12 protein-coding genes and 2 pseudogenes are annotated in these 20,981 nt (G+C 72.5%); 10 read left to right on the top strand and 4 right to left on the bottom strand.

Annotated elements, in window-relative coordinates; all coding sequences use genetic code 11:
- Positions 1-3: 3 nt before the first annotated feature.
- Positions 4-132 (bottom strand): annotated as a pseudogene (locus ACZ6I1_RS23805) (hypothetical protein); the annotation flags it as partial.
- Between the two features lie 711 nt (positions 133-843).
- On the opposite strand from ACZ6I1_RS23805, the gene ACZ6I1_RS23800 reads away from it, so the two are divergent.
- From ACZ6I1_RS23800 to ACZ6I1_RS23790, 3 genes are all read left to right on the top strand, one after another.
- Positions 844-1,506 (top strand): DUF4142 domain-containing protein, encoded by a 663-nt coding sequence (locus tag ACZ6I1_RS23800; protein ID WP_469290261.1) that lies wholly within the window; start codon positions 844-846, stop codon positions 1,504-1,506.
- A gap of 14 nt (positions 1,507-1,520) precedes the next feature.
- Entirely contained in the window at positions 1,521-2,915 is a 1,395-nt protein-coding gene (locus ACZ6I1_RS23795) for a DUF1996 domain-containing protein (protein WP_469290259.1), read from the top strand.
- 88 nt (positions 2,916-3,003) lie between these two features.
- The gene (locus tag ACZ6I1_RS23790; RefSeq protein WP_469290256.1) at positions 3,004-3,801 is read left to right on the top strand and encodes an RNA polymerase sigma factor; all 798 of its coding nucleotides are present in this window, start codon (positions 3,004-3,006) and stop codon (positions 3,799-3,801) included.
- Between the two features lie 63 nt (positions 3,802-3,864).
- Here the strand turns inward: ACZ6I1_RS23790 and ACZ6I1_RS23785 are convergent, their stop codons facing one another.
- Complete coding sequence (locus ACZ6I1_RS23785; protein WP_469290254.1) at positions 3,865-5,109, bottom strand: PucR family transcriptional regulator; 1,245 nt, start codon at positions 5,107-5,109, stop codon at positions 3,865-3,867.
- A 453-nt stretch (positions 5,110-5,562) separates the two neighbouring features.
- On the opposite strand from ACZ6I1_RS23785, the gene ACZ6I1_RS23780 reads away from it, so the two are divergent.
- From ACZ6I1_RS23780 to ACZ6I1_RS23765, 4 genes are all read left to right on the top strand, one after another.
- Positions 5,563-6,486, top strand: coding sequence for a hypothetical protein (locus tag ACZ6I1_RS23780; RefSeq protein WP_469290252.1), 924 nt, complete (start codon positions 5,563-5,565; stop codon positions 6,484-6,486).
- Positions 6,483-7,931, top strand: a complete 1,449-nt coding sequence (locus ACZ6I1_RS23775; RefSeq protein ID WP_469290250.1) for an NADH-ubiquinone oxidoreductase-F iron-sulfur binding region domain-containing protein — start codon at positions 6,483-6,485, stop codon at positions 7,929-7,931. The genes ACZ6I1_RS23780 and ACZ6I1_RS23775 overlap by 4 nt, the downstream gene beginning before the upstream one ends.
- A 158-nt stretch (positions 7,932-8,089) precedes the next feature.
- Positions 8,090-9,103, top strand: a complete 1,014-nt coding sequence (locus ACZ6I1_RS23770) for an SCO0930 family lipoprotein (RefSeq protein WP_469290287.1) — start codon at positions 8,090-8,092, stop codon at positions 9,101-9,103.
- Between the two features lie 88 nt (positions 9,104-9,191).
- Positions 9,192-9,638, top strand: a complete 447-nt coding sequence (locus tag ACZ6I1_RS23765; protein ID WP_469290248.1) for a hypothetical protein — start codon at positions 9,192-9,194, stop codon at positions 9,636-9,638.
- On the opposite strand, the gene ACZ6I1_RS23760 is transcribed toward ACZ6I1_RS23765, so the two are convergent.
- A complete protein-coding gene (locus tag ACZ6I1_RS23760; protein WP_469290246.1) occupies positions 9,558-10,865 on the bottom strand; it encodes a cation:proton antiporter in 1,308 nt (435 codons plus the stop codon). The two genes, ACZ6I1_RS23765 and ACZ6I1_RS23760, sit on opposite strands and share 81 nt — an antisense overlap.
- Before the next feature lie 296 nt (positions 10,866-11,161).
- Here ACZ6I1_RS23760 and ACZ6I1_RS23755 point away from each other — a divergent pair, with 296 nt between their 5' ends.
- Positions 11,162-12,733 (top strand): alpha/beta hydrolase, encoded by a 1,572-nt coding sequence (locus ACZ6I1_RS23755; RefSeq protein ID WP_469290285.1) that lies wholly within the window; start codon positions 11,162-11,164, stop codon positions 12,731-12,733.
- Between the two features lie 3 nt (positions 12,734-12,736).
- Here ACZ6I1_RS23755 and ACZ6I1_RS23750 read toward each other — a convergent pair whose 3' ends face one another.
- The gene (locus ACZ6I1_RS23750) at positions 12,737-14,023 is read right to left on the bottom strand and encodes an MFS transporter (RefSeq protein WP_469290244.1); all 1,287 of its coding nucleotides are present in this window, start codon (positions 14,021-14,023) and stop codon (positions 12,737-12,739) included.
- 69 nt (positions 14,024-14,092) lie between these two features.
- On the opposite strand from ACZ6I1_RS23750, the pseudogene ACZ6I1_RS23745 reads away from it, so the two are divergent.
- Positions 14,093-14,317 (top strand): annotated as a pseudogene (locus ACZ6I1_RS23745) (potassium-transporting ATPase subunit KdpA); the annotation flags it as partial.
- 361 nt (positions 14,318-14,678) lie between these two features.
- Entirely contained in the window at positions 14,679-20,921 is a 6,243-nt protein-coding gene (locus ACZ6I1_RS23740; protein ID WP_469290283.1) for a DNRLRE domain-containing protein, read from the top strand.
- Positions 20,922-20,981 lie beyond the last annotated feature (60 nt).

Genomic DNA, 20,981 nt, shown 5'->3' with positions numbered 1-20,981 from the left:
CACGCCCCGGCTCACGGGGGCGCCGCCCGAGCCGATGCGGCGGTAGGGCTCGGCGCGGGAGCAGCGCCGGGGCTTTCTACGACGGCCGGCCGGGTGGTGGTCATGCGGGTGTCTCCTCGCGGTCGGGGACACGCCGAACACCTCGTGGACGGTGTCGGACAGCGGCCGCAGTTTCCGTACGGCGCCGGTCTCGTGCGGTGCGCCGGCCGGGTCCTGCGGCAGCGTGCGCACCTCGGGCAGCCAGAGGTCCAAGGGACCGGAGGGCGGCCGGCGCCACCACGGCCGCCGTGGGCTCAGGTCGGGAACGCCACCGGTCAGCGACCGCACAGGCGAGCGCCGGCGACCAGAGCGGGAGGCCGTCCCCAGGTGCAGGGTGGAGGGGCCACGCGCAGCCGGCCGGTGCCGAGCCGCTGGGCCACGGCCCGTACGCGGCCCGGTCGGCGTACAGATCGGTCATCGGCCGGGAAGGGGTGGTCGGCGTCGAAGGCTGTTCCAGGCCGTGCGTACTGACGACCACCGTCAGGCCCTTGTCCCTCAATGTGCCTCGAGCCACAGGAGATCAGGTGCGGCGGCTCCTGCCCCCATGGCTGCCGGCGGGAGGCACGGCAGGAGGCACGGCGCGGCAAGATATCAGCCTTTCGGGGGCTCGCCCGGATGTTTATCCAAGGGTGATGTCCTCCGGTCCGGGCACCACCCGGGGCACTAGCGTCCCATGACACCCCGGGAATGCGGGTGTGCCACGCACGGCGCGTGCGGACCCTCCGGCCCCGCTGCCCCTCCCGGCCCATGGACCTAGGAGGCACTGTGCTGTCACTCCGGTGGCGTTCCCTCAGCAGGTATTCGGTGGCCACGAGATACACGATCGGCAGCGCCTTCGTCATCATGGCGCTCGCCGTCACGCTGATCGCCCTGCTGATCCCCGTGGAGAAGTTCGGCGCCCGGGCCTCGGCTACGGCCGCGCGGCCGGCCGCCGAGGACGACGGCGCCGGGATCATGAGTACGGCGTACGGTCCGCTGACCCCCGCGGACCGGGACTTCGTACGCAAGGTACGGCTCGCCGGCCTGTGGGAGCTGCCCGCGGGACGGCAGGCCCAGCAGCGCGGAACGCGCGCGGCGGTGCGCACGGCCGGGGAGCACCTCGTGGAGGGCCACACCGAGCTGGACCGTCAGGCCATCCAGGCCGGCCAGGCCCTCGGGGTCGACCTGCCCAACCAGCCGTCCGAGCAGCAGCGGGGATGGCTGGGCCAGCTGACCCGGGCTCAAGGGGACGAGTACGAGCGGCTGTTCATCCAGCTGCTGCGCCGTGCGCACGGAAAGGTGTTCGCGCTGCTGGCCCAAGTGCGGGCGCAGACCCGCAACTCCATGGTCCGCGCCCTGGCCACCTCCGCCAACGCCACGGTCCTGGACCACATCACGGTCCTCGAGGACAGCGGGCTGGTCGACTTCGACGCGCTCAACGTCCCCGACGGGACCCCTGCCCCGTCCGATGTCCGAACCACGAAGTGAAGTGAAGTGATCGCATGAGCGAAAAGGGCCGCAAACGCCCCCGGTTGTCGAACAAGTTGCTGGCCGTGGTCTCCGCACTCGTCCTGGGCGGCGGCGGGGTCGCCGTCGTCGCCGGGAGCGCCAACGCGGGTCAGGACGGCCGCCTGGACGCGGGCGGCGCGGCGCAGGTGACCGCCACCATCGACTGCCCCGACGTCGGTGACCGGCTGACCGCCGTACCCGACCAGGCGCGGGCCGAGGTCGACGAGGGCCTCGCCCAGCTGGACGTCCAGGTGGCCGACGCCTACCGGCGGCTCGCCGCGGGCGAGGCGGGGGGAGAGGAGCTGATCGGCGGGCTGCGCGAGCAGCGCGAGGAGACCATCGGCCGCATCTCCGACGCGATAGCCCGCTCCGCGGCCCGCCCGGAGGAGCTCAAGGCCATGAGCGGGTGCGAGGTGAAGCAGGCTTCCGTGGAGGAGGACCCCGCGCAGGACGGGGAGTTCGGTGCGGCCGCCGACGCGGGCGCCGCGCGGAGCATCGGCGGCAAGGGCGGTCCGGCGCGGAGCGACTTCGTCGCCATCGGCACGGTGCGCCCGAACGTCCGCACGCCGGGGGCGTCGGCCGGGGCCTCCGCCGGCTCCTTCAGCTCGCGGTGCGGGCGCAACGAGAACGGCCACTTCAACCCCGACAACGTGATCGTCGCGCCCGGTGTCTCCAACGGCGCCCACCACATGCACGACTACGTGGGCAACGAGTCCACCGACGCCTTCTCCACCAACGACAGCCTCGCCGCGGCCGGCACCACCTGCGGCAACGGCGACCTGTCCAGCTACTACTGGCCGGTCCTGCGGCTGCGCGACGGCAAGGCGGAGCGGGACGCGCAGGCGCCGGGCGGCGGCCTGGACGCGAACGTGGGCACGATCCTGCGGCCCAAGCAGGTGACGATCACCTTCAAGGGGAGCCCCGAGGGCAAGGTCAGGGCCATGCCCCGGTTCCTGCGGATCATCACCGGCGACGCCAAGGCGTTCACCAACGGCACCGGCAACGCCAACGCCTCGTGGAGCTGCACCGGATTCGAGAACCGCCAGCTGAAGGACAAGTACCCGATCTGCCCCAAGGGCAGCGACGTGGTGCGCACCTTCAGCTTCCAGAGCTGCTGGGACGGCCGCAACACCGACAGCGCCAACCACCGCACGCACGTGGCCTTCGCGAACCGCGACGGGCGCTGCCCGAAGGGCTTCAGCGCCATCCCGCAGCTGGTGCAGCGGATCACGTACGGGGTCGCGCCGGGGTCGCGGTTCGCCGTGGACAGCTTCCCCGAGCAGCTCCACAAACCGGTGACCGACCACGGGGACTTCATCAACGTGATGCCGAACGGCCTGATGGCCACCGCCGTGGACTGCATCAACAGGGGGCGCACCTGCCGCTGACGCGGCGGGTTCCGCGAACTCCCGGGCGGGGTGCGGCACCTCCCCCTCGCACCGCCCCCGTCCGGGACCCGAACCCACGAGGAGTGCCATGTCCGGCCCTCTTGAATCCGCGGACGGTCCGCGGTCCGCGACCGCGCCCTCCGACGGGGAACTCACCCGGCGGCTCAGGAGCGGATACGGCTCGGGCACCGTGGACGAGGCCGTGGGCGATCTCCTCTACCGGCGGCACCGGCGGGCCGCCCTCGCGTACGCGCGCACCTGCTGCCGGACCCCGCAGGACGCCGAGGACCTCGTCTCCGAGGCCTTCGCCCGGACCTTGCAGGCCGTCCGCTCCGGCGCGGGGCCCCGGGGCCCGTGGCGCGCGTACCTGCTGGCCGTCGTCCGCCACACGGCCATGGAGTGGAGCGACGGCGACGGCAGGACGCTCCTGACGGCGGATTTCGACACCTGGTGCCGGCAGGCGGCGGCCGGAGGCGATCCGCAGCGCCGGCTGCTGGCCGACGAGGACCGCCGGCTGCTGGCCCGCTCCTTCCGGACGCTGCCCGCCCGCTGGCGGGCCGTCCTGTGGCACACCCTGGTCGAGGAGGACTCTCCGCACGAGGTCGCCGCGCTGCTGGGCATCACCCCCGGCGCGGTGGCCTCGTTGGCCTTCCGGGCCCGGGAGGGCCTGCGCGAGGCGTACCTCCTCGCCCATCTGAACTCCGCGGCGGACGGGCGGTGCGGCCACTACGGCCACATGCTCGGTTCGGCCGTCCGGCGCGGCCGTGCGCAGCGACCCCGCGGCCTCGTACGCCATCTGGCGGGGTGCGAGGCCTGCGCGCGGGGGTACGAGGAGCTGCTGTACCTCGACTCGACGCTGCGCGGGGCGGTTTCGGCCGCCTCGTGAACGGCCGGCCCGGCCCCGTCCGTACGGGGCCGTGCCGGCCGTCGTTGCCTCCTCGTCCGTCCGTCACAGGCCGTTGACGCGGGCCATCCGTCCGACGACCACCGGGGTGAAGTCCGCCGTGACCAGCCGGGCCGTCCTGCGCCCCACCCGCGAGTGCCGGCGCACCTGGGCCATCAGCCGGCGGCTGCGCAGGGCCATCTCCAGTTCGAACCGGGTGCGGGGGTCGCGCAGGCCGGGTCCGAAGAGCTTCTCCAGCTGGCGCATGCGGTACCGCACGGTCTGCGGGTGCACGCTCAGGGCCTTGGCGGCTTCGGGTGCGCCGCCGCCCTCCAGCCAGGCGAGGAGGGTCACTTCCAGGCGCTCGCTCTGGCGCGGGGTCAGGTCCGCCAGCGGCCGGAGCCAGCGGGCGGCCAGCGCATGGGCCAGGGGTTCGTCCTGGAGCAGCAGCAGGGTCGACAGGTGGTCGTCCACGAAGACGGGGCGGGCCTCCAGACCCGCGCGGGCGGGGGTCAGCGCGAGCAGGCGCAGGGCCCAGCGCAGCGAGGACGCGGTGTCCCGGAGCGGTACCGCGTGGCCGACGGCGGCGAACCGGCCGCGCAAGGGGAGTTCGAACGGGGCCCGGGTGTCGGGATCGGGGCTCGGGACCAGCAGGCAGGGGCGGCCCGCGAACGTCCCGGCGAGGGCGTCGTCCAGTACGGTCGCCAGCTGCTGGGCCTCTCCGGGCGCGGCAGGCGCGATGGCCCGTACGGCCACCGGGAGGGGCCAGCCGGCCGTCTCGGCGAGCTCGGAGAGCTCGGCGAGGGAGGTCCCGGAGGCGGTCCGGTCATCGGTGAGGGCCTTGAACAGCTCCTCACGCGCCCGGTCGCCGGCAGGCCCGGGGTGCCGGCGCCTCTCGTGCTGCCTTCCGTGAACGACCTCCAGGCCCGCGTGCCGGTGCCCCGGGTCGGTCTCCGCGGGTATGTCGGCTTCCGCGCAGGGGTGTTGCTGCCGGTCCGGGTCGGGGTCTCGGTCCTGGTCGCGGTCTCGGTCCTGGTCGCGGTCGCGGTCTCGGTCTCGGTCCTGTTTTTCCTTGTGCGCCCCGTCTGCCTTGGCGCGGTAGCCGAGTGCGATGAGCAGGGCTTCCTCCACCCGCCGTCTGAGCACTTCGTCGTCGATGGCATCGTTGTCATCGATAAGGGCGGAAAATCCCGGAATTCCATGCAGAAGCTCCTCCACTATCTCGGCGGCCAGTGCGGGGAGTTCCCGTCGCAGGACGCGGGTCCACTCGCCGCGGGGGCGGGACCAGATGCGGTTCAGAAGTTCGCACATCGTTTCCTCGTTCGTGCCGGGGTGAGGCCTGTCCGGTTGCGGAGGACAAGCCCGCCGAGGTTGCCTCTCGCGCCAATGTCCCGGCGCGACAAGGGAGTTGTGGCCCCTCGTACTCCCTCCTGGAGGGGTCCGGCCCCGTTCGGTCCCGCGGTTTTGCCGTGTTTTTGCCGTCGGGGACGCGTAGGCGGCGGGTGGCGTGGTGGCCTGTCGCAACCTCCGCTGGAGGGGAATCTTCCGGGGTTGTTCGATGCCCCGGAGACGCGGTGCGAGAAATTATCACGTTTCGATAAATCCTGTGGAGGCGCCGTGTAGCTCCACGATGCTTCTGCACTCCGGCCCCAGCTCCTCGGCCGGCGCGGGAATTCCACAGCGCTGCCGGGCAGAGCGACAACGACCCCCGGGTACCGAGCGCCAGGTGGAGTGCTCGGGGCCCCGGGCGCACAGGAGATCTGGATGCCCCTGTCTCAGCCGTACCTACGCCGCTCGCACCGGGCCCGCCGCAGGAGTCGCCACCCGGCGACCGCACCGGCGGCCCTCGCGGCCCTCGCCTCCCTCATCGTGGTGGTCCGCGCGGGCGCCCTGACCCAGCTGTGGGACTTCCTCGACTTCGGAGCGGGCGTGCTCTCGCTCGTCTCGCTCACCGCCACCGTCCTGTGGGGGCTGGCGGCCACCGACCGGGTGCTGCTCGGTCCGGGCCACCGGCTGCTCGCCCAGGGCGCGCACCGCGGACTGGCCGTGGCCGGGCTCTGCTTCCTGGCCCTGCACATCTGGGTCAAGGTCGCGGAGGCACAGACCACCGCCGCCGCCGCGGTGCTGCCGTTCGCGGACGGCGACCGGCCCGTCCTCATCGGACTGGGCACGGTGGCCGGCTACCTCTTCGTGGCCGTCGCGGTCTCCGGCGCGGTGCGCAGCGTGTTCGCGACCAAGAGCCGCTCCCTGTGGTGGCGGGCCCTGCACTTCGGCGCCTATCCGGCCTGGGGCGCCTCCCTGGTGCACGGGCTCAAGGCGGGCCGCCCGGGCGGCGCCTGGGTGACGGCGGCGTACGCGCTCTGCCTCCTGGGTGTCGCCGCGGTGCTCGTGTTGCGCGTGAAGTCGCGGGCGCACGGCGGCCGTTCACGCCCCACTTCCGCTCCCTCTCCGGCTCCGGCTCCGGCTCCGGGGCCGCGTACGGGCACCGGTCCGCGCACGGGAACGGCCCCCCGCCGCGGCGTCGGTGCCGGCTCGGGCACCGGAGCGGGCGCCGGCGGCGGGACGCGTCCGCTGATGGCCCCCGGACGGGCGCCGCTGCCGCGGCCGGGCCCCCGGGCCTACGCCACGGCCGGCCGGAGAACGCGGATCTACGGCGAGCGGCCGGCCGCCGCGGAGCGGTGGCTGTGACCGGCGAGCCGCGCCCCGGACTCGGCTGTGTGGGCGCCCCCAGGCTGCTGGCCGGACTCGACCGGCTCCCCCGGCTGGACCGCGCCGCCCATCTCGCCGTGCACGGGACGCTGCCCCGGTTCCGCCCGGACGACCTGGTCCGGCTCGCCGACGACATCGACCTGCGGGGGCGGGGCGGAGCGGGCTTCCCGTTCGCGCGCAAGCTGCGCGCCGTCACCCGCTCGGCCCGGGGGCGGGACGCGCCCACGGCCGTCGTCGTCAACGGCAGTGAGGGCGAGCCGAGTTGCCTGAAGGACACCGCGCTGCTGCTGCACGCCCCGCATCTGGTGCTCGACGGCGCGCTGCTGGCCGCCGCGGCGCTCGGCGCCGACGACGTCGTGGTGGCTGTCACCCGGGCGGACGTGGAGCAGTCGGTGCGCGACGCCGTGGCGGAGCGCGGTCCGGCCGGGCGCCGGGTGCGCGTGTCGCGGCTTCCCGAACGCTTCGTCACCGGGGAGGGCACGGCCCTCGTCAGCGGTCTGAACGGCGGTGCGGTGCTGCCGTCCGGCCGGAAGGTGCGGACCAGCGAGCGGGGCCTGGGGGGCGTGCCCACCCTGCTGTCGAACACGGAGACCTTCGCCCAGCTCGGCCTCGCCGCACGGCTGGGCGCGCGGGAGTACCGCTCCACGGGGCTGCCGGCCGAGCCGGGCACGGTCCTGCTGACCGTGGCCGGTTCCACGGTCGTCGAGACGCCGACCGGCTCCTCGCTGCCGTACGTCCTGGAGCTGTGCGGTACGGGCCCGGGGCAGGGCGTCCTGGTCGGCGGCTACCACGGCAGATGGCTGGACCCGGTGGCCGCGCGGTCCGCCCTGGTGTCCCGGCACTCCCTGGCGGCCTTCGGCGCGGTCCTGGGGGCGGGGGCGGTACTGCCCCTGCCCGAGGAGACCTGCCCGGCCGGTGAGGTGGCGCGGGTGGCCCGGTGGATGGCGAAGGAGTCGGCGGGCCAGTGCGGGCCCTGCGTACGGGGGTTGCCCGCGCTGGCCGACGTACTGGACGACGCGGTCCGCGGCGGGGGCGGCACGGCCCTGGAGACGGTCGAGGCGCGACTGACGGCGGTCCGTGGGCGCGGTGCGTGCAGCCATCCCGACGGCACCTCGCACTTCGTCGCCTCGGCGCTCGCCGCCTTCCCCGACGAGTTCCACGACCACGCCCTCGGCAGCGGGTGCGGCCGGCGGGTGCTGGGGGCGCTGCCGCTGCCGCGCGACGAGAGTCCGGAACGGCTCGTCGTGGACTGGACGCTGTGCAAGGGGCACGGGCTGTGCGTGGACATCCTCCCCGATGTCGTACGGCTCGACGCGGACGGCTATCCGGCCGAGGCCGCCATGCCCGTGCCGGCCCGGCTCCGGCCCAAGGCGCTGCGCGCGGTCCGCCGCTGCCCGGCGCTCGCACTGCGCATCCAGGACTGATGGGGGTGCACGTCCGCGGACCGTCCCCCGGTTCATTTCTTGGCGCGATCCGATAAATTCCCCGGGAATGGGTTCCGGTCCGGTCCCGGCCCCGTATCAATTACGGCAGGGACGAACGGAAAAGCTGGACCGGACCTGGAGGAGAGATCGTGCGGAAAATGCGTCGGGAGATGGGCATCGGGTCGGCGGCGGTCGCGGTATTGCTGCTGACCGCCGGATGCGGGCTCGCCGAGAAACCTCCGGGAAAGGCGAATGCGGTACAGCCGGCGGGTGGCAGCAAGAACGTCGGGTCGGTGTACGGCGCGGACGGCGGGGACGGCGCGTACGGGTCCGGCTCGGGGGCGGATCCCGCCTACGGGGACAGCGGCGCCGGGGCCGCCCCGGCGGGCGGGGCCGGAGCCGGGGCCGGAGCGGGAGCCGGGAAGAACGGTCCGGCCGGGGAGCTGAAGGTCGCCGAGCTCCCGAACGTGGGCGGCGCGGTCACCGACAGCGAGGGCTTCACGCTCTACCGGTTCGACAAGGACACGCCCAAGCCCCCCAAGTCGGCCTGCGAGGGGGACTGCGCCACGGCGTGGCCCCCGGTGGCGGCGGACGACGTCACCGCAGGTGAGGGCATTGACGCAGGGCTGCTCGGCTCGGTCGCACGGGCCGACGGCACCCGTCAGCTGACCCTGGCGGGCTGGCCCGTGTACCGCTACGCGAAGGACGCCGCACCGGGGGACGCGCTCGGTGAGGGCGTCGGCGGAACCTGGCACGCGCTCGGAGCGGACGGAAAGCCGGCCGCCGCCGCCGAGAAGGCGCCGGCGCAGGGCGCCGGACTCTCCGTCGCGCAGAACGCCATGCTCGGCGCCATCCTCACGGACGGGGAGGGCCGCACGCTCTACCGGTTCGACAAGGACAGCGCCTGGCCGATGAAGATCGGCTGCCTCGATGCCTGTCTGAACACCTGGAAGCCGGCCGAGCCGGTGGACAAGTCCAAGGTGTCGGGAATTCCCGCCGAACTCATCGGCTCGGTGAAGCGTCCCGACGGTTCGGAACAATTGACGATCGACTGTTGGCCGGTCTATTCGTTCACCGGCGACAAGGGGCCCGGTGATATCACCGGGCACAACAAGCAGGGCCTCTGGTTCGCCGTGACCGACAAGGGAAAGAAGGCGAAGGCGGCGCATTAGGAAAGGCCCTGGACCCGTGGCGCCCGGGCCCCCTCCCCGCCCGGGCACCACGGCCGCTCCCCCGTCGGCCCGTGAGGAAGAGAGAGCCATGCCGTCGCCGTCCGCCGCCCTCCCGCACCACCGTGTTCCGCGTGCCGCCGCGCCGGCGGTCGCCGCCCTGTGCGCCGTACTGACGGCCGGCGGCTGCGCGGCAAGTCCGTCCGCGCACGGCGCGCGGGACCACGAGAGCCGGGCACCGTCCGCCTCGATCGAGGAGATCGCCGCCGCCGTCGGCTGCACCGCCCATGTGGACGTCCAGGCGGAGGAGTTGCGCGAGGGCGGCTGCGAGACGGGGCAGGGCGCCTACCGTATGGCCACCTTCGCCGCCGACGAGGGACTGCGCTCCTGGCTGACCGAGGCCCGGGCGTACGGCGGCACCTACCTGGTGGGGAGCCGCTGGGTGGTCACCGCCCCGTCAGCGGACGCCCTGACCGCGCTGCGCGGCCGCATCGGCGGCGCCGTCGAGACCGGCGCCGCGCACGGCGGCCACCACTGACCGCTGCGCTTCCTCGGACGGCATCCGGCGGTCGATGGCCCACAGGAGCGGACCGCACAGCGCCGTGGTGAGCAGCGCCATGACGACGAGCGCCAGATGGAGCGGGGGCGTGAGGATCCCGGCGCCGTAGCCGACCTGCAGGACGACGATCTCGGTCAGGCCCCGGGTGTTCATCAGGGCGGCCAGCCGGAGTCCGGTGGGGTGGGACAGGCCGCCGAGGCGCGCGCCGGCGTAGCTGCCGGCCAGCTTCGCGACGACGGCCAGGGTGGTCGCGAAGAGGAACACCCGCCAGGAGAACGCCGGTTCGGGGCCGGCCGCCAGGGTGGTACCGGTGATCACGAACAGCAGGGGCAGCAGCAGTCGTCCGGTGCGGCCGAGCGCCTTGGCCGCGGAGGTCCACGGGCCGCCCCGGCCGTCGGCCGGCAGGGCCAGGCCGACCAGTACCGCGCCGAACACGTCGGTGAGCCCGAAGTGCCGGGTCGCTCCGGCCGCCGCCCCGGCGGCGGCGGCCACCGCCAGGGTCGCGGGGAGGGGGAACCGTACGGCGAGCGCGGCCGCCGCATGGGTGCCGGCGAGCCGCCGCAGTACGAAGGCCGCCGGCACCCCGACGGCCGGTACGGCCAGGGCCGTGCCCAGGCCGCCCCGGCCCGTGGCCAGTGCGACCGCGACGGCCAGCAGGACCCAGGTGACCGCGTCGATGGACACGGCGGAGGCCATCGCGAGCCTGCCGCTCTCGGTGTGCTCCATCTTCCGGTCGGCGAGGATCCGGGCGAGTACCGGTACCGCCGTGACGGCGAGGGAGATCGCCAGCATCAGCACGAGGGCGGCGGCCGGCGCCGTCCCGCGCAGCCGCGGGTCGTCGGAGCGGATCACCCATACGGCCAGCAGCGCTCCGGCGGCCATGGGCAGCAGCGCGGAGCCCGCCGAGAGCCACAGGACCGCTCTTCCCGGCAGCCGGGCGACGCCCGAGCGGATCTGGTGGACGGCCCCGGCCAGGAAGACGGCGAGCCCGAAGTGGCCCAGCTCCGCCAGCAGTTCCCGGCCGGGTGAACCGGGCCCGCCCCAGCCGGCCCGCGCGACCAGGAGCGCTCCGAGCAGCAGGCAGAAGGTGATCTCGCCGATGACCTCGGGCTGACCGATCCGGCGGGCCAGCCGGCGGCCCAGCAGGGTGCCGGGCACCACGGCCGCGACGACCAGGACGGGTGCGATCAGCCGGAGCGCTTCCACGGTGCTTCTCCTTCGCAGGTTTCCGGGAACTCCCCCTGGCCCCCTGAGCGGTCGGGGATTACCCGGCCGGCGGTCGGAAGACACGGTTCGGCTCCAGGCGACGGCGACTAGGTGTACTCGAACGGGCCGGGAACCGCGCCGAGCGCCTACGACGGCGGCGTGTCGGCCAGTTGTCCGGATTTCGGCTCATTCGTGAGACGCACATGTCCCGGCCTTCGGGATGATTCGCCCCGCCGCCGCATACAACAAGGTGGGCGGGTAAGCGACTTCGCCGAAAGGAACGTCACATCGTGCGCATGAAACGCCTCGCACCGCTGCTCGCCGCCGCGGGACTCATCGCGTCCACCGTGCCCCTGCTGACCGCGACGCAGGTCTCCGCCGCGTCGGCGCCGAAGTACCTGAGCCAGCAGCCGTCCTGGCACCGGTGCAGCCCGGACCAGCCGGCGTCGTACGAGTGCGCCACCCTCAAGGTGCCCCTCGACTACCGGCGTCCGCAGGGTTCCACGATCGATCTCGCGATATCCCGGGTGAAGAGCGAGAACCCCGCCAAGCGGCACGGTGTCATGCTCCTCAACCCGGGCGGTCCGGGTGGCAGCGGCCTCGATCTGCCGTTGATGGCGGGCGAGTTGATGTCCAAGGAGGTACGGGACCAGTACGACCTCATCGGCTTCGACCCGCGTGGGGTCGGCGCCAGCAGCCCGATCTCCTGCGGGCTCACCGACAGCGAGCAGGCCTTCGACCGGGCGTACCGGCCCGAGACCTTCTCCTCCGACGTGACGTGGGCGCGCACGGTCGCCGACAAGTGCCGTGAGAACGCCGGGTCCGTGCTCCCGCACATCACCACCCGCAACACGGCGCGCGACATGGACACCATCCGTGCGGTGCTGGGCGAGCGGAAGGTTTCGTACCTGGGCTACTCGTACGGCACCTACCTCGGCGCGGTGTACTCGCAGATGTTCCCGGAGCGGACCGACCGCTTCGTGCTGGACAGCGGCGTGGACCCGCAGCGGATCTGGCGCGGCATGATCCAGGTGTGGGCCACCGAGGCCGAGCCCGCCTACGCGCGGTGGACGGGCTGGGCCGCCGAGCGGTCGGCCGAGTTCGGGCTCGGCGACACCCCGAAGGCGGTCTCCGACACCTTCTGGTCGCTGGTGGCGCGCGCCGACCAGGAGCCGATCGACTTCGAGGGGCAGAAGGTCGACGGCGACCTGATCCGCTCGGCGCGCGGGGTGTTCTTCTACCCGGCGCAGGCCACCCCGCTGATCGTGGCCCTCAAGGCCGCGGCCGAGGGGAAGCCGCAGCCCGCGGGCGCGGACCGGGCCGAGCTGAAGCGGCTGCTCACCGGCGGGCGGGCGGCGGACGGGCCCGCCCCGGACAACGGCACGGCCGTCTTCTGGGCCGTGGTGTGCGGGGACACGGGCAACTGGCCCCGCTACACCGAGCAGTACGAGCGGGACGCGGCGAGGGACAAGGTCCGGTACCCGCTGTACGGGGACTTCGCGTCGAACATCAAGCCGTGCGCCTTCTGGGACCGGCCGGTCGAGTCGGCCACCCCGATGAAGAAGAAGGCGAACGTCCTGACCGTGCAGAACGAGTGGGACTCGCAGACCCCGCTGACCAGCGGCGAGGGCCTGCACCGCGCGCTCAAGGGTTCCCGCATGGTGCTGGTGGCCGGCGGCGAGGGCCACGGCGTGTACCTCACCAACCCCGGCTCCTGCGCCGACGTCCAGGTCAACTCCTACCTGACGACGGGCCGGCTGCCCGCCGAGGACGTGACCTGCCAGACCGCGCCGGCCGCTGCCGAGCGGCAGGACTCGGCGAAGCCGTCGAAGCCGCTGCCGTTCCCGGTGGGCCCCGGCCGGTTCTGACCGCTACCGCCCGCGCTTGAGGGACGCCCCCGCGGCCGCCTTGATACGGCGGCCGAAGCCGGGGGCGTCCTTGCGGGCGGCCCGGCGCGGGCGCAGCGGCGTCAGCAGGCCGGCGCCGAGCACCAGCAGGCAGAAGGCGCCGGCGGCCAGGCTGACCGCGGGGACCCCGTGGCGGGCGGCCAGCACCGTGAGCACGGCCGCGCCCACCGGGCCCGAGGCGTTGTGCACGGTCCAGAAGGCGGAGGTGACGCGGCCGAGCAGGTGGTCGGGGGTCACCTCCTGGCGCAGCGTCATACTGCACACTCCGGCCAGGGTCAGCCCGAACATGAGCACGGCGGCCAGCGCGGCGATCACCGGCACGCTGCGGCCGGCCCCGGTCACCGCCACCGCGACCCCGATCATCGCGACGGAGGCCAGCCAGCAGGGACCGAAGCCGAAGGTCCGGCGCAGACGCCCGGCGGTGGCGGCCGCGGCGACCACGCCGGTCCCGCTCACGGCGATCACGTAGCCGACGGTGGCGGCGTCCCGGCCCAGATCGTGCTGGACGCGGTAGATCAGCAGGTCGGTGGCGCCCATGGTGACGAAGGTCAGCAAGGTGAGCAGCACGGTGAGGGGGCGCAGCAGCGGATGCGCCCACAGGAAGCGGAAGCCGACGACGAACACCTCGCGGAACACCCCTGCCGCCGGTTCCGCACGCTCTCCCGCCGGCTTGCCGAACCGCACCCAGGCAAGGCTGGCGGCGGAGACGAGGAAGGTCGCACCGTCCACGGCCAGCGCCCGCTCCGCGCCCACCCCGGCCGTGAGGAACCCGGCCGCCACGGGCCCGAGGAGCGTTCCGACGGCGAAGGTGCCCATCAGCCTGCCGTTGGCGGCGGTGAGGTCCTCGGTGCGCACGAGCTGCGGCACGGCCGTCACGTAGGCCACGTCGAAGAGCGTCGTCAGTACGGTGGCCAGCGCGGTCAGCACGTACAGCAGCCAGACCCGCGGTCCGGCGGCCCACCACACGAGGGGCACCGCGCAGAACAGCACGGCCCGCAGCAGATCGCAGACGATCATGAGCCGGCGGCGGTCCGCCCGGTCCACGACGTAACCGGCGAACATCCCCGTGGCGATGCCGGTGACCCCGGAGATGACGGTGATGAGGCCCATCTGGACGAGGGACCCGGTCGCGTCGAGGACGAGCAGCGGCAGCGCCAGCAGCGAGATGGACCCGCCGAGGACGGACAGCGCCTGGCCGAGCAAGAAGACGTTGAAGTCCTTGTTCCGCCTCAGGGGCTCCGCTCGCAGCACACGGGGACGGTACGTGAGGTGCCGGTGACGTGTCGCACGCTTTTCATGCGGCAGGGTGACCGGCGGTTCGCCGTCGCCCTCGTACGGGGCTTCGCGCTCTCGCGCACCGGTGAACTCGGCACCTTCTGGGCCGACCTGGTCCGCGGTGTCTTCCGCGTCCTGCTGCCGATCTCGGTGATCGGCGCGATCGTCCTCGTCACCTGCGGCGCCCTCCGGAATTTCTCCGGCATCCACGAGGTCGGCCAGTTCGCGGGCGGCACCCCGCTGGGGAACGGCGGCGCGGTGGCCTCGCGGACATCTCCGGCCCTGCGGCCCGTCGCTGCCTGCACGGGAGTACTCGCCCGCGACCTGTGGCTTCTGTCTAAATCTCGCCTTATCGCATGGCGCTAAACATGAGAGATCGATTTGCTTTCTCACCTTTTGATAACTCTCGATCAACCTAAGGCAGGGCGTGGGTGGTTCTGTCCGGTTCTTAGAAGCGGAACATCCGGTTACTCTTCGCTCCGCGCTGTGCCATTTTGAGCCATGCGCTGAGCACTTTCCTGGGGGGATAGTGAATTTTCGTAGCAGATCGGGCATGCCCTTGCGGCGTACCCGTCCGTTGACCGGTGGCCCACGCAGGTGGGGTGTCACCGCGCTGGGTTTGGCCCTCGTGATGGGGGTTACGGCGCTCCACGGCTCCGAACCGGCGCTCGCCGCTCCTCAGCCCAAGCCCGCCGGGAAGCCCGAGGCGCCGGCGGCGACGACCGCGGCGGACATGGCTTCCGCCCGCGTGGCGGCCCGTTTGTCGGGCAAGCGGGTCGAGGCCCTGTCGGAGCGGACGGAGACGTCGACGACATGGGTGAACAAGGACGGCTCGCTGACCTCCGAGGTCGCGGCGGGGCCGATCCGTTTCCAGGACGCGGTCACCGGCCAGTGGCGTGACGTGGACGTCGACCTGACCGCGGCCGCTGACGGCTCGGTCGTGTCCAAGGCACACCCGCAGGGGCTGAGGCTGTCCGGCAAGACGGGCGCGAAGGCGCAGTCGCTGAGCGCTGCCCAAGCGACGCCCGCCACCGACCTGGTGACGCTGGGCCAGGGTGACGAGGCGATCACGCTGCAGTGGCGTGGCGGGCTGCCCGCGCCGAAGCTCGACGGGACCCGGGCGACCTACGCGGAGGCGGTTCCGGGTGCGGACGTCGTCGTGGAGGCGACGCGCACCGGTTTCGAGCAGTTCGTCGAGGTCAAGGCGAAGCCCGCGGCGGGCTTCGGCTACACGCTGCCGCTGAAGACCAAGGGTCTGAAGGTCGAGCAGCAGCCCGACGGCAGTGTGCTGTTCACCGACAAGAAGTCGAAGAAGACGGCGACGATGCCCGCCCCGGTCATGTGGGACGCCACCGTCGACCCGGTCTCCGGTGAGCACACCCGCCGCGCCAAGGTCGGCCTGAAAGTCGTCAAGACCAAGGACGGTGTCGACCTCGTCCTCACCCCCGACGCCGCGTTCCTCGCGGACCCGGCGACGAAGTACCCCGTGACCGTCGACCCCTCGACCTCCTCGATGGGCAACCTGTTCGACACCTACGTCCAGCAGGGCGAGACCGTCGACTGGTCCCACGACACGGAGCTGGACCTCGGCAATCCGGGAACCAAGAACGCAGACGGCACCTGGCGCACCGCCCGGTCCTTCATCACCTGGAACACCGCGCCGGTCGCCGACGCGCTGATCTCGGACGCGAAGTTGTCGCTGTGGGCCTTCCACTCGGCCAACACGGACTGCACCGCCCAGCCCTGGGAGGTGTGGACCGCCAACGGTGCCACCACCGCCTCCCGGTGGACCGACCAGCCGGCGATGGTCACCAAGATGGCCACGTCGACCGAGACCAAGGGCAACCCCGCCTGCACCTCGGCCCCGGACGGCTGGATCAACGCGGACGTCACGAGCCTGGTCCAGCACTGGTCCAACAACAAGTGGACGTCCTCCGGCATGGGCCTGCGGGCCACGGACGAGAACAACGTCAAGCAGTGGAAGCGGGTCAACTCCGCCAACGCCGCGAGCAACGTCCCGAAGCTGGTGGTGACGTACAACTACCGGCCCAAGACCGGCACGAACCAAGAAGCCGGGCCGCCGTTCTTCTCCTACAACGGTGCGTACACGGTCAACACCTTGACCCCCACCCTCCGCGACACCTTCGTCGACGCGAACGGTGACAGCGTCAACGGCACGTTCCAGATCTTCGACTCGGCCACCGACACCCAGGTCGGCGGTGTCATCGCCTCCTCGTTCGTTCCCTCCGGCCAGGTCGCCTCGGTGACCGTCCCCGCAGGGGTTCTGGCCGGCGGCAAGACGTACAAGTTCCGCACCAGCCCCTACGACGGAACCCACTACAACACCAGCTGGTCGGCGTGGAAGACCTTCACCGTCGACACCACCGCCCCGGCCACGACCGGCATCTCCTCGGCGGCTTTCCCCGTTGATGCCTGGTCCGGCACCCCGGATGCGGACGGCAAGCTGTCCGGCGGATTCACCTTCACTCCCCCCGCCTCCGATGTCCGCGACATCCAGTACTCGCTGGACGGCGCGCCCTGGACCACCCTCACCACGACGACTGCCGTCACCCAGCAGCTGACCTTCGGCGCGGGCCAGCACACCGTGCGGGTCCGGACCCGGGACGAGGCGGCCAACCTGTCGGCCGAGACCTCGTACTCCTTCGCCGCCGGTACGGGTGCCGCCCTCACCTCCCCCTCCGAGGGCGACCGGGCGGCGCGCCGTACCGTTCTCGCCGCCGAGGGCAAGGACACCTACACCGGGGTCACCTTCCAGTACCGGCGCGGGGACACCGACGCCTGGCAGGACGTTCCGGTCGCCGATGTCCGCAAGGCCGCCGACGGCTCGGCCGTGGCGTCCTGGCCGCTGGCCTCGCCGCAGGGCCGCCCCGAGGCCCTGAACTGGAACATCACCGACACGCTGGCGCAGGACGGCTCCGTCTCGGTCCGCGCGGTCTTCACCGTCGGCGCCCAGACGGCGAACTCCCCCGCCCGCACCCTGACCGTGGACCGGAACGCGGGCACCGCCCCGACCCAGACCATGGGCCCGGGCGTACTGAACATGCTGACCGGCGACTACGTCATCTCGGCCACCGACGCCAGCGCCTACGGCCTGACGGTCGCCCGCAGCGCTGCCTCCCGGGGCCGCGTCCAGGCCGCTTCGGACACGGTGCCGATCTTCGGCAAGGAGTGGCTGTCCGGCACCGCGCTGGACGGCAACAGCTCCTGGCTGCACGTGCGCAAGACCTCCGAGACCTCCCTCGCGCTGGTCACCCTCGGCGGCCTGGAGATCGGTTTCACCTCCGTCGCGGGCGGCGGCTGGAAGCCGGAGCCCGGGTCCGAGGAGTTGACGCTCACCGGCTCCTTCGCCACCTCCTTCTCCCTGAAGGACAACGGCGGCCACGTCACCGAGTTCGCCAAGCAGGACGCGGCCCAGCTCACCTGGCCCGCGACGACCTCCGAGCAGGAGGGCCTGTCCGGCAGCGAGACCAAGGTGATCGCCGAGACGGTGACCATCGACGGCAAGAAACTGTCGCGCCCGAAGCTGCTGGTCGGTTCGACGTCAGCGGTCCCGCTGACGACCTGTGCCACGGCCCCGGCCACCAAGGGCTGCCGGGTGATCGAGTTCGGCTACGCCACCAGCACGACGGCCACCACCTTCGCGTTCGGCGACTTCACGGACCGGGTCAAGGAGATCAGGCTCTGGTCCACCGAGCCGGGCGCGTCCGAGGCCACCTCCAAGCCGGTGTCCACGTACCGCTACGACAGCACCGGACGGCTCCGCCAGCAGTGGAACCCCAACCTGGCGCAGTCCACCATGGTCGAGTACGACTACGACCCCGCGGGCCGCATCACCTCGCTGAAGTCGCAGTCGGAGCTGCCCTACACGTTCACCTACGGCAAGGCGGGCAGCAGCCCCGCCGCCGGTGAGGGCATGCTGCTGAAGCTGTCCCGTCCCGGCCTGAAGCAGGGCACGGTCGACGTGGAGGAGGGCTCCGCCGCCTCCTCCATCGTCTACGACGTCCCGCTGACCGGTGCGAAGGCCCCGTACCAGATGGGTCCGAACGACGTGAAGGCCTGGGGTCAGCAGCAGCTGGTCACCGACGCCACCGCCATCTTCCCGGCGGACAGCGTGCCTTCCTCCGGCGACGGCGCCCAGCTCTCCGCGTCGCACTACACGCGTGCGGCGCTCATGTACACCGACGCCTCCGGGCGCGAGGTGAACTCCGCGGCCCCCGGCGGGCACATCACCACCAAGGAGTACGACCGGTACGGCAACGCGGTCCACAGCCTGTCCGCCGCCAACCGTGCACTGGCCCTCGGCCTCAGCGCCTCCGACCAGGCCACCCTCGCCGACCTGGGCATCCAGAACCTGCCGTCCGCGGAGCGCGCCGAGCTGCTCTCGGCCCGCACGGTGTACGACAGCACCGGGACCCGGGGCCTGGAGGCCCTCGCCCCGCTGCGCAGGGTCACCCTCGCCCAGCCGCTGACCTCCGGCGGTTCCACCCTGGTGGCGGCCGGCCAGTCCGTCGTGGCGCGCAACTGGACGAAGAACACCTACGACGAGGGCCGTCCCACCGACGGCTCCGCCACGGTGGAGAACCAGATCACCCGCGTCTCGATCGGCGCCCAGCTCCTGGCCCACCCGTCGCTGATGGCGGAGCCGCGGATCACCGAGCACACCTACGACTGGGTGAAGGGCCTGAAGACCAGGACGGTCGAGGACCCGCACGGTGTCGCGCTCGTCGAGACCACCGAGTACGACGACCAGGGCCGGGCCACCAGCGAGACGCTCCCCGGCGGTGGCGGCCAGGCCGCGACCACCCAGCTCACCACGTACTGGTCGGCGACCGGTACCGGCGAGTGCAAGGGCCGTCCCGAATGGGCCGACCGTCCCTGCATCACCCGTCCCGCCGGCGCCATCACGGGCGGCGGCACCAATCCGAGCGAGCGGCCCTCCGTCGCCGCCGAATACGACTTCTGGGGCAACCCGACGAAGTCCACGGAGACCATCGGCGGCCAGACCCGGGTCACCGAGAAGACGTACGACGCCGCGAGCCGGCAGATCGGCGTGAAGGTCACCGGCGGCCTCGGCACGGCGGTGCCGGAAACCCGGACCGAGTACGACCCGGTCACCGGGCGGGCGGTCAAGAGCGTCTCCCCCACGGCCGGCACGATCACCACCGCCTATGACAAGCTCGGCCGTGTCGTCTCCTACACCGACGCGGACGGCGGGGTCAGCACGAGCGAGTACGACCTCCTCGACCGCCCGGTCAAGGAGAGCGACTCCGTTCCGTCCACGGTGACGTACACCTACGACCACGCGACGGAGCCCCGCGGCGTGGCCACCCAGACCACCGACTCGGTGGCGGGCACCTTCAAGGCCGTGTACGACGCCGACGGCGCCGTCGTGTCCGAGACGCTCCCGGGCGGCTACTCGCTCACCCAGCGCCGAGACCCGGCGGGCGGTGTCCTGCTGCGCCAGTACACCCGCACCAGCGACGGCACGGCCGTCCTGTCGGACAGCGTGACCCGTTCCATCCACGGCCAGGTACTGGAGCACTCGGGCCTGACCTCTCAGGCCTACGGCTACGACGGCCTCGGCCGCCTGACGTCCGTCCGGGACGACTCCGTGGACGGCTGCACCACCCGCACCTACTCCTTCGACACCCGGAGCAACCGGACCGGACAGACCACCGCGACCGGCGCCGCCGGCGCGCCCTGCCCGGCCTCGGGCGGCACCTCCGTCACCCACACCTACGACAGCGCCGACCGGCTGACCGACAACGGCTACACCTACGACACCTTCGGCCGCACCACGGCCCTGCCCGGCTCCACGATCGGCTACTACGCCAACGACCTGGTCCGCCAGCAGACCACGGGCAGCCAGCGGCAGACCTGGGAGCTCGACGCCTCCATGCGCTTCCGCTCGTGGACGGTGGAGCGCAACACCTCCGGCACGTGGACGCAGACCGCGTCCAAGCTCAACCACTACGCGGCGGACGGCGACAGCCCCAGCTGGATCGTGGAGGACGGGTCGGGCGCCGTCACCCGCATCGTGAACTCGGCCCCCGGCGACTTCGCCGCGACCACCACCGCCACGGGCGGCACGGTGCTCCAGCTGACGAACATCCACGGTGACGTGGCCCTCCAGCTCCCGCTGGACGCGTCCCAGCCGCCGGTGGCGATCGCCACCGACGAGTACGGCAACCCGCGTGCGGGACAGGCGGACACCCGCTACGACTGGCTGGGCGGCAAGCAGCGCTCCAGCGAGAACGTCGGCGGCCTCACCCTGATGGGCGTGCGCCTGTACGACCCGGCCATCGGCCGCTTCCTGACCCGGGACGCGGACCCCAAGGGCGGCGCCAACGCCTACGCGTACTGCTCGGGCGACCCGGTCAACTGCTGGGACACGACGGGCCTGCTGGACTACAGCTTCCAGTTCTTCATCGGCTCCGGGAACGCAACGCCGCAGGGAGTCTTCAGCTACTGGATGAACTACTTCGGCAAGATCTTCCCGCTGGCCGGTCGCGCCAGCCGCGTCTCCTCCTACTGGCAGTACATGCCGCTGCGCGACAGCATCGCCGGCTGGGGAAGCATCAACTTCAACGTGCGCGTCGGCTACATCGGCTCCACCTATCTGCTGCTGTGGGCCGCCCCCGGCAGCATCGTCTACGGCCGGAACTCCTACATCGAGTTCTGGATCACCAAGTGGTGGACCGGCGGAAGGTGGGGCTACCTCTACCTCAACGTCCACGGCCACACGGAAGGCAACACCTTCGCGGACCGGTGGATCCCGGGCTGGATGTACAGGGCGGGTGCGGGAGCCACCTGGCGCCGGCTGGCCAACAACCTGAACCGGATCCTCTGGTAATCGCTTCACCGCACTGAACCGAACCGGACCGATCCGATCCGATCCGGGGACCTGAAACCC

The organism is Streptomyces sp. NPDC046303 (genome assembly GCF_055588085.1).
The sequence above is the reverse complement of the archived record's forward strand: the minus strand, read 5'-3'. Positions and strand labels throughout refer to the sequence as shown.

Coding starts and splice junctions, on each gene's coding strand:
- ACZ6I1_RS23755 (WP_469290285.1), top strand. CDS start 11,162: ATGAAACGCCTCGCACCGCTGCTCGCCGCCGCGGGACTCATCGCGTCC.
- ACZ6I1_RS23790 (WP_469290256.1), top strand. CDS start 3,004: ATGTCCGGCCCTCTTGAATCCGCGGACGGTCCGCGGTCCGCGACCGCG.
- ACZ6I1_RS23785 (WP_469290254.1), bottom strand. CDS start 5,109: ATGTGCGAACTTCTGAACCGCATCTGGTCCCGCCCCCGCGGCGAGTGG.
- ACZ6I1_RS23765 (WP_469290248.1), top strand. CDS start 9,192: ATGCCGTCGCCGTCCGCCGCCCTCCCGCACCACCGTGTTCCGCGTGCC.
- ACZ6I1_RS23740 (WP_469290283.1), top strand. CDS start 14,679: ATGGGGGTTACGGCGCTCCACGGCTCCGAACCGGCGCTCGCCGCTCCT.
- ACZ6I1_RS23795 (WP_469290259.1), top strand. CDS start 1,521: ATGAGCGAAAAGGGCCGCAAACGCCCCCGGTTGTCGAACAAGTTGCTG.
- ACZ6I1_RS23780 (WP_469290252.1), top strand. CDS start 5,563: ATGCCCCTGTCTCAGCCGTACCTACGCCGCTCGCACCGGGCCCGCCGC.
- ACZ6I1_RS23770 (WP_469290287.1), top strand. CDS start 8,090: ATGCGTCGGGAGATGGGCATCGGGTCGGCGGCGGTCGCGGTATTGCTG.